Here is a 13817-nt window from a genome sequence, read left to right on the forward strand (position 1 = left end):
CTTCCTACAGCCTTCATTTTCAGAATAATCATATTATTTCATTCTGCATACAACTGCTTTTACGGTAAACCGTAAACGAATGAAAAATCATTACGGTATCTTTGGCCAAACTACTTTCTTCCCTCATAAAAATCATACTTGACGTTGGTTGAATTAATGCACAAATATGAAATATATTTACAAGATTTTATTTTTATCTATCTTCCTTTTTACTGCAATATTTAGTGCAAATTCCCAAACAATTAACTTAATTCGATTTAACAATTCAGCAAATTACACTGCTGGTTCAGGAGTTTCAGTTATAATAAACCCAACAGGAATATTTCAGTTGAATAATCAATTTATTCTGGAATTGTCTAATGTTGGAGGAGCATTTACAACGCCTATAACTTTAAACACTTTAAATGAGTTTTATGCTCCTGTAATTAACGGTACACTGCCTACTGGACTTGCTGCAGGAACATACAAATTAAGGGTAAGAGCTACAACTGGTTTAGGGACTACACCAGAAACATATGCCACAGAAGAAACGGCAATTTTTACAGTAAGTGTAGGTAGTGCTATCGGAATTCCTTCCGTTAAAACTTCTTTAGATAATGATAGTACTTTTTTTAATTGCATCTCCTCCTGTGGAAGTTCACAAACTTTTTTTGGTTCATTGACTCAAAGTGTTGGTGCTATTTCAAGAGACATGAGTACCCTATATGATATTGAACTCTGTAATTATTTAAAAACAGATAATTATAAAATAACCTTAATAGATGTATTAACAAATGCACAAACATCGATTTCCTATGACAATAATTCTGGAATTATAACTATTCCTGACAATTTAGCTATTGGGACGTATGTTTTCGAAATTGAAAAAAACACTAAATCAGTATATAGTGTAGTACTATTGTTTCATGGAAATGGAACTAGTTTAGGTAACTCAACAAGTGAGGTTGTTTGTGTTGGTACGGGCGTGTCATTTACAGTTGATATAACAAGTCAGGGTATTGGTAGGAATTACAATGGTTCAAAATATAGAGTTGATTTTGGCGACAGTTCACCAGTATTAGAACTAACGCAAGCAGAATTAATGGCAAATCCAACTATAACTCATACATATACGACAGTATCCTGTGCTAAATCAGATAGTAATTTTATAATAAAAGAAACGCTTTTAAATAAAGGCGTTTACAATGGTGGTGCTAATCCAAATTATTGTTCAACATATTTTAAGAATGGTAATGGTGTCGAAAAAAAAGTAAACGTGAGTTTAGCTCCTAAAGCTAATTTTACATTAGTTACTAAGCAGTGTTTCAATCAAGATATTAATGCTGTCAATACAACTGTTTTGGGGTCATATGGGACTGCTGGAAATTGTCTTGATGCAGCAACTTTTACATGGTATTATAAAAAACCTAGTATGGCTGCTCCTTCAAAAGTTACTGATTTGAGTTGGATTGATAATTCGAATCCAAAATTACCGAGTTTAAGAATACCAGCTTCATTTATTACAGAAAATGGATGTTGGGAAATAAAATTAACATCTGTTAACAAGGATTTATGTAAAACAATTTCTGAAGTTACTAAAACCGTAAAAATAGAAGTTGCATCAACAGCTACTTTTACAAACACACCAGAAACACCGATTTGTCCAAATACACAAATCCAATTTACAAATACGTCAAATGTACTAACACAGCCTTGCCAGGATCCCACCTTTTTATGGACTGTCTCGCCTTCAACTGGATATCAATTTGTAAATCCATCTAGTGCTACTTCACAAGACCCTAAAATAGTATTTACAAACCCGGGCACTTATACTGTAAAATTATTTGTAACAAATTCTTGCGGAACTGTTGAGTCAATTTCTAAAATTATTGAAGTTTCAGGAAGTCCTACGGTAAGTTTTACTCCTAACACATTATCAATATGTCAGGCACCACCAAATTACACAATTGATTTTAGTCAAGTTGGCACAAAGCCAAATTATAGTGTCGCACCTTTTGCCCCTACAAGTTTTTTATGGTCCATTTCCGGTAGTGGAGTCACTGCGGGAGATTACAGTTATACTGGCGGGACAACGGCTAACAGTCAGTTCCCTAAAATAAACTTTACTGCATTTAAAAAATATGATATTACAGTAGTTGTTAATGGAAATTGCGCAAGCTTAGGTCAAGCTACTTTTACTTTTGCATTCAATGAATCTCCAAATTTAAATGTTGCAAATCCCTCAGCAGTTTGTACTCCTGTAACCGTAGACATAACAGCACCAACCATTACATTAGGATCGGACAGCGGGCTAACTTATAGTTATTGGACAGACGCATCAGCAACTACACCGATGTCAACACCAGCTGCAGTTACAGTTTCAGGTATTTACTACATAAAAGCAGCGAATTCGAACGGTTGTATTATAATTAAACCAGTAACAGTAGTTGTAAATGCTTTACCTGTTATAGGAGGAACATTGTCTACATGCATCGGTGTAAGCTCTCAATTATCAAGTACAACAACACCAGCCTCAGGTAATCCGTGGATTTCATCTGATCCTAGTGTAGCAACAATAAGTAGTACAGGTTTAATTTCTCCAATAGCATTAGGTACAACTGTTATAACTTATACAAATTCTAATGGTTGCTCAAAAACCGAAACTTTTACTGTTAATGCTTTACCTTCAATTTTAGGCAATACGTCAGCATGTATCAATACTACTTCCCAATTAACGGGTAATGGAATACCTGCATCTAGTCTACCATGGACTTCGTCAAATATAACTATTGCAACAGTTAGTAATACAGGACTGGTGACAGCAAAAGCTGTAGGCACAGTAACAATTACTTATAAGAACTCTAGTAATTGTTCGGTCACTTCCACTTTTAATGTTAATGCTTTGCCAACGATTACAGGTAATATATCTGTCTGTACCAATTCCACTTCGCAATTAATAGGATCTGGAACTTCGGCTTCAAGTTCGCCATGGGTGTCCTCAAATCCAACTATCGCATCTGTTAATAGTACAGGATTGGTAAACGCACTTACGGCTGGTACAGCTACAATTAGCTATACAAACTCGGATGGTTGTACAGTAAATATAACATTTACAGTAAATAACCTTCCTACAATATCAGGACCATCCAAAGGATGTTTGGGCACTATGACACAATTATCAGGATCAGGAACTGCTAACACTAGTTCCCCATGGGCATCGTCAACTCCTGCTATAGCTACAGTTAATAATGCAGGGCAAGTGTCAAGTATAGCAGTGGGAACAACTACAATAACCTATAAAAACAGTAATGGTTGTACAGTTGATTTCTTTTTTTCTGTAAATGAATCCCCTACTTTAATTGTTACAAATCCGTTATCGATTTGTTCTCCTGCTACCGTAGACATTACTGCAGCAGCCATCACATCAGGTTCCGATGGTGGATTAAATTATAATTATTGGACAAATGCATCAGCAACAATTTCAATGTCAACAGCAACTGCGATAACAACATCAGGGACTTACTATATTAAAGCAACGAATTCAAACGGCTGTTCTATAATTAAACCCATTACAGTAACAATAAACCCTCAACCCACAATAGGAGGAAATTTAAAAACATGTATTGGTTTTACCTCACAGTTAAATGGCTCCGGAACAGCATCATTAACTTTACCTTGGTTATCTTCTAACCCTGCCATTGCTACAATAAACGCTACAGGTTTAGTTACTGGATTAACCAGTGGAACTACAACAATTACATATACAAATTCTAATAGTTGTCAGAAAACAGAAACATTTACTGTGAGTATTAATCCAAGTATTACAACCACACAAGCGCAAACCATCTGTTCCAATTCTACTTTTTCAATAGTCCCTTTAGATGACAGCGGAAATACTGTCCCAGTTGGAACCACCTATTCATGGTCGGCTCCTGTTGTTACGGGAGGAATTACGGGAGGTGTAGCACTGGCAAATCAAACAACGATTAAAGGCACGTTAATTAATCCTACAAATGATGTTCAAACGGCTACATACAACGTAACTCCAAAATCTGGAACCTGCACAGGGCCCTCATTTACGGCAGTAGTAACAGTTAATCCTTCTCCAAAAGTTCAAATTTCTGGACCAAATCAAACACTTTGCTCTGGAAGTGATAGTTCGTCTATAAATTTATCAAGTCTTACTACTGGAAATGTATCTTTTAATTGGACAGCAACTATTCCTGCTGGAATTACTGGAGCAACAGCTTCGGGAATAGCAACTATCCCAACACAGACTTTGGTAAATGTAACAACAACGCCACTAACTGTAATTTACACTGCAACAGCAACTTTAGAAAACAACGGGGTTTCTTGTTCGGGACCAACTTTAGAGTATAAAATAACGGTAAATCCTGCTATAATTACATCCAGTATTCTGTCTAATTTTAATGGTTTTAATGTGAGCACTGTTGGTGCCAATGATGGAGCGATTAATGTAACAGTAACTGGAGGCTCGGGTTCATATACTTATTTATGGACAGGACCAGGCAGTTATTCGGCATCAAGCCAAGACATTTCAAATGTTCCAGCGGGCGCATATTCGTTAACTATTAACGACGGACTTTGTAATCCTGTGGTATTAAATTTTAACTTGACATCACCACTACCTTTACTTATTCAAGAAGATACTGCTGCACAAATCGATGTATTATGTTTTAGTTATTTGACTGGAGCCATTAAAGTTGATATTACGCAACAATCTATTGGACCATATGATTATTTATTGACTTTGCAAGGAGGTGGAACAATCAGCAGCATTACTAACGCAACGGCTACAAATTATACTTTCACAAGTTTGGCAGCAGGCATTTATGACATTAAAGTTACCGATGCAAATGGAAGTACTAAGTCAATTCTAGGAATAGAAATCACACAACCCGGCGGTATTACAGCTTCCATATCATATCCTTCAAATATCAGTTGTGCTGGAAGTGCAGCGGGTACAGCAACAGTAACTGCTACTGGAGGAATAGGGACTCTCACCTATTCCTGGAATACAAATCCAATTCAAACCACAGCAACAGCAACAGGTTTGACAGCTGGTAATTATACAGTTACTATTACAGATGCCAATAATTGCTCGATCCAAAAACTAGCTATAATAACGGAACCCAACGAGATTACTGCTTCCATTTCATCACAAACCAATGTGCTCTGTTTTGGTAATAATACGGGTTCTGCAACGGTATCCGCCACGGGAGGCACAGGGATTTTAACCTATTCATGGGACACTATTCCAATGCAAACAAATGCAACAGCAACGGGATTAATAGCCGGGACTTATAATGTAACTGTAACAGATGCCAATGGTTGTTCAAAAGTGAAGTCAGTACTTATTACTCAGCCTTTAACCGAATTGGCTTCCACAATATCCCATTCAACTAACGTAAGTTGTTTTGGAGCAAGTAACGGAAATGCTACCGTTTCAGCTACTGGAGGGACTGCACCTTACACTTTTTCTTGGAATACAATTCCAGTTCAAACCTCGGTAACAGCTACAGGATTAACAGCAGGAACTTACAATGTAACGGTTACAGATGCTCATGGATGTGTAGATTCAAGCCCCGTAACAATAACAGAACCAGCAGGAATGTCCGCAACTATATCCGCTCAAACAGATGTCTTCTGTTCAGGAAACAGCACCGGTTCTGCTACTGTAACTGCTACTGGAGGGACAGCACCTTATAGCTATTCTTGGAATACAACACCAGTTCAAACATCGGCTATTGCAGTCAATCTGGCAATCGGCACGTATACAGCCACAATTACAGATGCTAAGGGTTGTACTACAAGCACTCAAGCCACTATCACAGAGCCAAATGGTATTGTAATTTCAATTGCCTCTCAAACCAATGTAAATTGTTATGGAAATAATACAGGTGCAGTTTCAGTTTTAGTAAGTGGAGGAACGGGGATGTTAACATACTCTTGGGATACAATTCCGGTACAAACTTCTTTGAATGCAACAGGATTAAATGCAGGAACTTATCATTTGACGGTTACCGACGCTAATAATTGTAGCAAAGTTCAAACAGTAAATATTACGCAACCCGACGATATTATTATAACTACTGATTTAAAGAAAGACATTACATGCTTTAATGATGGCAATGGTGAAATTAAAATCACAGTCACTGGTGGAATATTAGACTACTATTATACGTGGACGAAAGACGGAATTCCTTATGCTACAACCGATGACTTATCTGATTTAAGTCCAGGGATATACGTGCTTACCGTAACAGATACTAATAATTGCAACCCAAAAACTGCGACATTTACCATAACAGAACCACCTATGTTAGCGGTTAGCCTTACCAGTCAAACTAACATATTCTGCTTTGGAGAAGCTACAGGAGCAATAGACATTGCTGTCGTTGGTGGAACACCTGCACTTTCGGGATATAACTTTGCTTGGACTGGACTAAACGGATTTACAAGTTCCAATAAAAATCTCACTGCTATTACTGCTGGAACTTATAATGTAGTGGTTACCGATAATTCGGGTTGTTCTAAAGCATTAAGTGTTACACTTACCCAACCAACTGCCATTGTTTTGGCAGCCAAAACCACCCCAATAATCTGTTATGACTCTAATGATGCTTCTATAACTCTTGCTATAAGTGGTGGTGTTACTCCTTATAATATTGCATGGAGTAATCTAGGTGGCGGCACGTTTCAGGATAATCTATCGGCTGGGGATTATCTAATTACCGTTACAGATTCCAATAATTGTGTAAAAACATTGAATGTAAATATCCCTGAAGCACCCATATTTACAATCAATCCTGTGGTTAAAAATATTTCTTGTTTTGGGTCTCATGATGGTAGTATCAATCTAAATATTATTGGGGGAATTGCTCCTGTAAAATTAGTTTGGGATGATAATGCAGTAGCTGGAAATGTCAGGAATAATTTAGGACCAGGGTCTTACACGGTAACGATTGTTGATAGTAAGCCTTGTACAATCAAAAGAACTTTTATTATTTTGGAACCTCAACCTTTAATTTTAACTGCTAATACTACCAACGCCTTTGATTGTGACAATGCTAATAGTGGCGCCATAAACCTTCTCGTTGCCGGAGGTACACCACCTTTTACCTATTCTTGGTCAAATGGATCAACAACTGAAGATTTAAGCAATATTCCTGCAGGAAATTATCTGGTTACAGTAACTGATAGCAGAGGCTGTTCAAAACAGGCGCAATACAGCATCAACCGACCGCCACCTATCGTTATAGGAGTGGCAACCAAAACAGAATTTAATTGTGAAACCAAATATGTTAAACAAAACTTTGTAGCCAAAGTTTCCGGTGGGGTTCCACCCTACCAATTGTCTTGGTCAAATGGAACAGTCAGTGGTCCAAATAATGAAATAATGAATACTAGCCAAAACGGAACAGCAATATTATATGTAACTGATGCAATAGGCTGTACAGCTAATTACTCCTTCAATGTCAAATTACAGTCTCTTGGATCGCCATCATTTAATGCAACATCATATTCTTATGTATCATATGGCAATTATTCTATAATGGATCCAATACAGTTTACGAATACTGCTACGGGAGATTATATGAGTATCGTTTGGGATTTTGGTGACGGTAGCTTTTCAACAGATCTTAACCCAGTACATACCTTTATAAATCCAAAAGAGTATACAGTTACACAAACAGTTACTTATCCATTTGGATGCATCTATGTACAAAAAATCAGTTTTATTGTTGAAAAAGGATATGTATTATTTGTTCCAACTGCTTTTACACCCAATAACGATACTTTCAATGATACATTCCGACCTGTGACTAAGGCTTTAAAAAATGTCCGTCTAGATATTTATGACACATGGGGTTCAATGATCTATTCAGAAACTGGTGATACATTGACGGGCTGGGATGGTAAAATAAAAGGCCAAAATGCGGAAAATGGTAATTATTATTGTAAAGTGATCGCAGAAACCTTTTATGGAACCATTGTCAATGAAAATCACCCTTTTGTTTTACTAAAATAAGCATCCAAAGAGAATGAAATTAAAATTTGTTATATACATACTGTTAGCTTCCCTATCCATTGTTGAAGTTAAGGCTCAAGACCCTGTTTTTACGCAGTACTACTTTGTTCCTGAAACACAAAATGGTGCGTTTACAGGTACCGTAAATACTTTAAACACAGGAATTCTGCATAGAACGCAATGGCCTGATGGTGCCAGAAGATTAGATACTGATTATGCATTTATCAACGGCTCAATTGGGAATTTATCAGAAGATTCTCGACCAAATGATTCCAATCTTCAAAATATTGGAATAGGGCTGACAGTCCTAAACCAGCATGAGGTTTTTACAGATTATAATTACACTCAAATCAATGGTGTATTTTCCCTAAATCTTGACCTTGATAATTTTTATTCCGGTTTAAGAATGATTTTAGGATTAGAAGGAGGTTATGGAACTAAAAATTTTAATTTCAAAAGCCTTTTGTTTGAAGACCAAATCAATACTAACGATGGCAGCATTGGCGGTGGTAGTTTAGATCCAACTCTTTTACGCCTGCAGAACAAAATAGATTTCTTTGATATTTCTTCGGGATTTTTACTTTATACCGATGATTTTTGGCTCGGTGCCTCAATGAAGCATCTTAACACACCCAATATTGCATTTGACTCCCAAGGAAAACTGCCATTAGATATGAATTTCACTCTTCAAAGTGGCTATTCATTCAACCTGGACAGTGGCCCTGGTTTTTCGTTCTTACCGGATAATTCCAAATTAGTGCTCACATCAAATTTCATGAAACAAGGCCAATACAATCGATTGGATTTTGGTAGTATAGTCCATTTTAATCCATTTATTATAGGCGTAATTGCTGCAACAAATCCTATGATGAAAAGTGCTGACAGCCATCTTCTGACTTCAGTAAATCTGATTGGTTCCATTAAAATATATAACTTCACTTTTGGTTATTCGTATGACGTAAGTACTTCAAAAATAGAGAATACTCAGGGAGTTCATGAATTTTCACTGACTTGGCAGATAGGCAGGGAATGTCATAGTTGTAATAATTATTTGGCAAGAAGACCTTGGGGCAGGAATTATGATGATTAAAATTCTAGAAGCATTAGATCTCCGTTATATAGAGAAAAAACAATAAAAATAATTGCTTATTGCCATTCACCATCAACAAACTATATGCATATGAAATATGCGTACTTCTAAGTTTTTTTTTAAAAGCATTATATAAACTATGAAAATCTATTAATAACTTTTTTAGTGTTACATTCTAGCAATTGATCTTAATCGTTTTTAACTTACATATAAAAAATAGAAAATGCTTTTGAAATTATCTTGGAGAAACTGAATAGTATTGAAAAAGCAGCAGAAAAGCTAAATGTTTCTTCACAAAATAATTGTAATACTATATTATCAACAGATGAAACATGTGAATTACTCTAATTTAATAGGCCTACGATATTGAGAAGGACTAAAAAAGTAAGGCTTGCCAGTTATGTACCTAGGTAAAAGATATTACTATAGAAAGGGAGAAGCCCTTAATAGTATCAAAAAACAAACTAATAATATCGTGAACTAAAAGATATATCCAAAAATTAATATCTAAAAAAGTATCGACAATATTTCGACAAAATCAGAAACAAAAAACCCAAAATATTGCTATTCAATATTTTGGGCTTTAAAGTGCGGATAATAGGACTCGAACCTACACGCCTTGCGGCACCAGATCCTAAGTCTGGCATGTCTACCAATTTCACCATATCCGCGTAATTGTGGGTGCAAATATAGACATAAGTTTGAACTTTCAAAGCATTTTTTTAAAAAAATTTTTATTCTATTTTTTGTACTTTTGAAACTATAAAAAATTAGTTAATAAATGGAAAATATCAAGTCATACGTTCAAGAAAACAAAGATCGTTTCATCAACGAATTAATTGAATTATTAAAAATTCCTTCGGTAAGTGCTGATACTGCTTACTCTCAAGATGTTATAGATACTTCAGAAGCAGTAAAACTGAGCCTAGAAAACGCAGGTTGCGATTTGGTGGAAATTTGTGAAACAGATGGTTACCCAATCGTTTATGGTGAAAAAATAATTGATCCTGAATTGCCCACTGTACTTGTTTACGGACATTATGATGTGCAACCAGCTGATCCAATTGAACTATGGACTTCTCCTCCATTTGAACCTGTAATCAAAAAAACAGATATTCATCCTGAAGGAGCCATTTTTGCACGTGGTGCTTGTGATGACAAAGGCCAAATGTACATGCATGTGAAAGCATTTGAGTACATGATCAAGAACAACAACCTTCCTTGTAATGTCAAGTTTATGATTGAGGGAGAAGAAGAAGTGGGAAGTGTCAATCTAAAAACTTTTGTGGAGAACAACACCGAAAAGCTTAAAAACGATGTTATCCTTATCTCTGATACAGGAATGATTTCTAACCAGCAACCATCTATCACTACAGGATTACGTGGTCTAAGCTATGTTGAAGTTGAGGTCACTGGTCCTAATCGCGATTTACATTCTGGACTTTATGGAGGAGCTGTTGCCAATCCTATCAACATATTAGCAAAGATGATTGCATCGCTTCATGACGAAAACAATCACATCACTATCCCAGGATTCTATGATAAAGTAGAAGAATTATCTCTTGAAGAAAGAGCCGAAATGGCCAAAGCGCCATTTAGCTTAGAAAAATATAAAAATGCCTTAAAACTAAACGATGTTTATGGCGAGAAAGGGTATGTAACTAATGAAAGAAACTCCATCCGACCTACACTTGATGTAAATGGAATCTGGGGAGGTTATACAGGCGAAGGGGCTAAAACGGTTATTGCTAGTCAGGCGTTTGCTAAAATCTCCATGCGTTTAGTTCCTAACCAAGAATGGGAAGAAATAACTGAATTGTTTACAAAACATTTCTTAAGCCTTGCTCCTGCAGGAGTTACAGTAAAAGTGAAACCTCACCATGGGGGTCAGGGTTATGTGACGCCTATTGACAGCATTGGTTATCAAGCGGCAAACATGGCGTATACTGAAACTTTTGGAGTGCCTGCCATACCAGTGCGCTCTGGTGGAAGTATTCCAATAGTTGCTTTGTTCGAAAAAGAATTAAAAAGCAAAACCATTTTGATGGGATTTGGCTTAGACAGCGATGCTATTCACTCGCCAAACGAACATTTTGGGATTTTTAATTATTTAAAAGGAATCGAAACCATTCCGTTGTTCTACAAATATTTTGTTGAATTAAGCAAAAAATAAGAATCCACTTCATACACAATCCGTTCAGAAATGAGCGGATTTTTTTTTTGGCGTTACCCGCCGAAAAAGCGGGTCAGGCTTTACACTTCAATCTTATTTGCAAAAAACAAATAAGGATTTCCGCTACAATCCTTAACGCAACTACTTAACAACCAAATATTTTACACTAAAAACTTGTTTATACAAAATATTACTCTACATTTGTAGAACAATATACTTTTTTGTAGAGCATATATACATGAAAAAATTAAATGTCATTTTAGGTTGTCTAATTTTGAGTTTGTTTTCCTGTAAAATCAACCAAAAAATAAACAAAAAAAAAGAAGGTCTTTGGATAGAACACTATTACTTAGACAGCGCACATTATAAATCAATGGGGAAATATAAAAATGATGATCCTGTAAAAAAGTGGCGGTATTATCTAGACGGTAAAATAATTAAAAGAGAAAAGCACAAAGGCAATACTTGTTATACCCAGTTTTATCACAAAAATGGAAAAATACAGTCCAGAGGAAAAACGGTTTTAGACACTAGTACAAAATATGCCCACTGGTTCTACAGTGGCAACTGGAACTATTATGATAACAAAGGAAATTTAACAGCAACGCGAACATATAAAAACGGAGATTTAATCTCAGAAACCAATCACTAAACAATCTTTAAATAAAAATATAATGCAACAACTCACTAACGCCGAAGAACAACTAATGGAACATTTGTGGCAACTAGAAAAGGCATTTATGAAAGATTTACTAGAAGCTTATCCTGAACCAAAACCCAAAACGACCACTATAGCCACTTTATTAAAACGTATGATTGATAAAGATTTTGTGGCTTATAATGAATTTGGTAATTCTAGAGAGTATTATCCACTAGTTAAGAAAACCGACTATTTCTCTAAACATGTAAACGGACTAATTAGCAGTTTTTTCAATAATTCGGCTTCCCAATTTGCTTCATTCTTCACGAAAGAAACCAACCTCTCGTCTAAAGAATTAGAAGATTTAAGAAAAATAATTGACGGTGAAATCTTAAAGAAGAAAAAATGATAGACTTTACAATCAAATCGACACTTTCTTTAGCGGTGCTACTAGCAGTGTACCATCTTATTTTAGAGAAAGAAAAAATGCATCAATTCAATCGTTTTTACTTGCTATTTAGCTTAGCATTTTCCTTTGCGATTCCATTTATAACCATTGAGATTATTCAAGAGGCAAGCACAGCACTTTTAAAAAAACCACTGGTGATTCCAGAGGAGGGTGCAACTATGGTAATTGCTGACCAAACAAATTACTGGGAGATTGTACTCTGGTCAATTTATAGTATCACCGCATTAGTTTTAGCGTACCGATTTATAAACAACATTTTAGAATTAACTCAAAAACAGAAAAGGAGTTCTACAGTTCCCTACAAAAATGCAAAGCTTGTTTTATTAGACGACAACATTCTGCCTCACACTTTTTTAAACTGCATCTACATCAATAAAAAAGCATATTACAATAGAAATATTGAAGAGGAATTGTTCACCCACGAACTTATTCATGTAAAACAAAAACACACTTTTGATATCTTATTCATCGAAACTATAAAAGTATTCCTTTGGTTTAACCCAATATTTTTATTCTATAAAAAAGCAATCCAACTTAATCATGAATTCTTAGCTGATGAGCAAGTTGTAACAGCATATAACAATGTTCCATTCTACCAGAATCTATTGCTATCAGTAGCTAATAAAGACACAAGCTATTACTTGGCCAGTAATTTGAATTATTCAATAACTAAAAAAAGATTTATTATGATGACAAAAACCACCTCTGGAACCAGAGCTATAGTAAAAAAAATAGTTTTAATTCCTCTAATTGCAAGCATCGTCTTTTTATCATGTGGTAAAAAAGTAGAGAAAGAAGAATCAGCCCAACGTCCAGTGAAATTAGAATCTCCTATCAGCGGAATGGAAAAATACTTTGAAGAAACTACCTTTCGAATAAAAGATAAAAATGGAACAACAATTGCAACCAAAACATTCCCCGAACTCACTGCGGAAGAGAAAGAACATGTTCCGCCTCCTCCTCCACCTGCGCCCGCTCCTCCTTCTGAACACAAGCAAGAATTCAAAGAACAACCAAATGAAATATTAGCTAGTAAAGGTCCGCAATATGTTGACATCAACATTCACAGTAATAAAATAGGAAAAGCCTACAAAACTACTGAGGTGACACAAAAACCAACATTTCCAGGCGGAATGGAAGCGTTTTATAAATTTGTTGCAGAAAATTACAAGATCTCGAAAGAGGCTTCAGATGTGAAACTAAAAGGCAAGGTGTATGTCACCTTTATGGTTGAAAAAGATGGCTCACTCTCCGAATTAACCATCCTGAGAGATATTGGCTACGGAACAGCTGAAGAAGCCATCAGAGTACTGAAACTTTCTCCAAAATGGATTCCCGGAAAACTAAACAATGTCCCCGTTAAAACGCTATATAGCTTACCTATAACCATAGTGGCAGAGTAATAAAATTATA

At 35.8% G+C, this 13817-nt stretch carries 6 protein-coding genes and 1 tRNA gene; 6 read left to right on the forward strand and 1 reads right to left on the reverse strand.

The window, feature by feature from the left end; genetic code table 11:
* Positions 1–166 precede the first annotated feature (166 nt).
* Positions 167–8032 carry an Ig-like domain-containing protein gene (locus ACEN2K_RS13910; protein WP_441759939.1) on the forward strand — a complete coding sequence of 2622 codons (7866 nt, stop codon included), beginning with the start codon at positions 167–169 and terminating at the stop codon, positions 8030–8032.
* 13 nt (positions 8033–8045) lie between these two features.
* Positions 8046–9122: a PorP/SprF family type IX secretion system membrane protein gene (locus tag ACEN2K_RS13915; protein ID WP_441759940.1), complete on the forward strand. Its 1077-nt coding sequence runs from the start codon at positions 8046–8048 to the stop codon at positions 9120–9122.
* A 589-nt stretch (positions 9123–9711) separates the two neighbouring features.
* On the opposite strand, the gene ACEN2K_RS13920 is transcribed toward ACEN2K_RS13915, so the two are convergent.
* Positions 9712–9793 (reverse strand) — tRNA-Leu (locus tag ACEN2K_RS13920).
* A gap of 110 nt (positions 9794–9903) precedes the next feature.
* Between ACEN2K_RS13920 and ACEN2K_RS13925 the strand changes: the two genes are divergently transcribed.
* The 4 genes from ACEN2K_RS13925 to ACEN2K_RS13940 all read left to right on the forward strand — a co-directional run bounded on the left by ACEN2K_RS13925 (position 9904) and on the right by ACEN2K_RS13940 (position 13807).
* Entirely contained in the window at positions 9904–11295 is a 1392-nt protein-coding gene (locus ACEN2K_RS13925) for a dipeptidase (protein ID WP_441759941.1), read from the forward strand.
* 238 nt (positions 11296–11533) lie between these two features.
* Positions 11534–11947, forward strand: a complete 414-nt coding sequence (locus ACEN2K_RS13930) for a hypothetical protein (protein ID WP_441759942.1) — start codon at positions 11534–11536, stop codon at positions 11945–11947.
* Positions 11948–11969: 22 nt separating this feature from the next.
* Entirely contained in the window at positions 11970–12344 is a 375-nt protein-coding gene (locus ACEN2K_RS13935) for a BlaI/MecI/CopY family transcriptional regulator (RefSeq protein ID WP_441759943.1), read from the forward strand.
* Positions 12341–13807: a M56 family metallopeptidase gene (locus tag ACEN2K_RS13940; protein ID WP_441759944.1), complete on the forward strand. Its 1467-nt coding sequence runs from the start codon at positions 12341–12343 to the stop codon at positions 13805–13807. The genes ACEN2K_RS13935 and ACEN2K_RS13940 overlap by 4 nt, the downstream gene beginning before the upstream one ends.
* Positions 13808–13817: the final 10 nt, after the last annotated feature.

Origin of the sequence: Flavobacterium sp. W21_SRS_FM3 (assembly GCF_052113625.1) — a bacterium.
GTDB lineage: Bacteria > Bacteroidota > Bacteroidia > Flavobacteriales > Flavobacteriaceae > Flavobacterium.

What these genes read in the sequence shown, in the direction of transcription:
- ACEN2K_RS13910 (WP_441759939.1), top strand. Translation starts at nt 167, where the DNA reads ATGAAATATATTTACAAGATTTTATTTTTATCTATCTTCCTTTTTACT.
- ACEN2K_RS13940 (WP_441759944.1), top strand. Translation starts at nt 12,341, where the DNA reads ATGATAGACTTTACAATCAAATCGACACTTTCTTTAGCGGTGCTACTA.
- ACEN2K_RS13935 (WP_441759943.1), top strand. Translation starts at nt 11,970, where the DNA reads ATGCAACAACTCACTAACGCCGAAGAACAACTAATGGAACATTTGTGG.
- ACEN2K_RS13915 (WP_441759940.1), top strand. Translation starts at nt 8,046, where the DNA reads ATGAAATTAAAATTTGTTATATACATACTGTTAGCTTCCCTATCCATT.
- ACEN2K_RS13930 (WP_441759942.1), top strand. Translation starts at nt 11,534, where the DNA reads ATGAAAAAATTAAATGTCATTTTAGGTTGTCTAATTTTGAGTTTGTTT.
- ACEN2K_RS13925 (WP_441759941.1), top strand. Translation starts at nt 9,904, where the DNA reads ATGGAAAATATCAAGTCATACGTTCAAGAAAACAAAGATCGTTTCATC.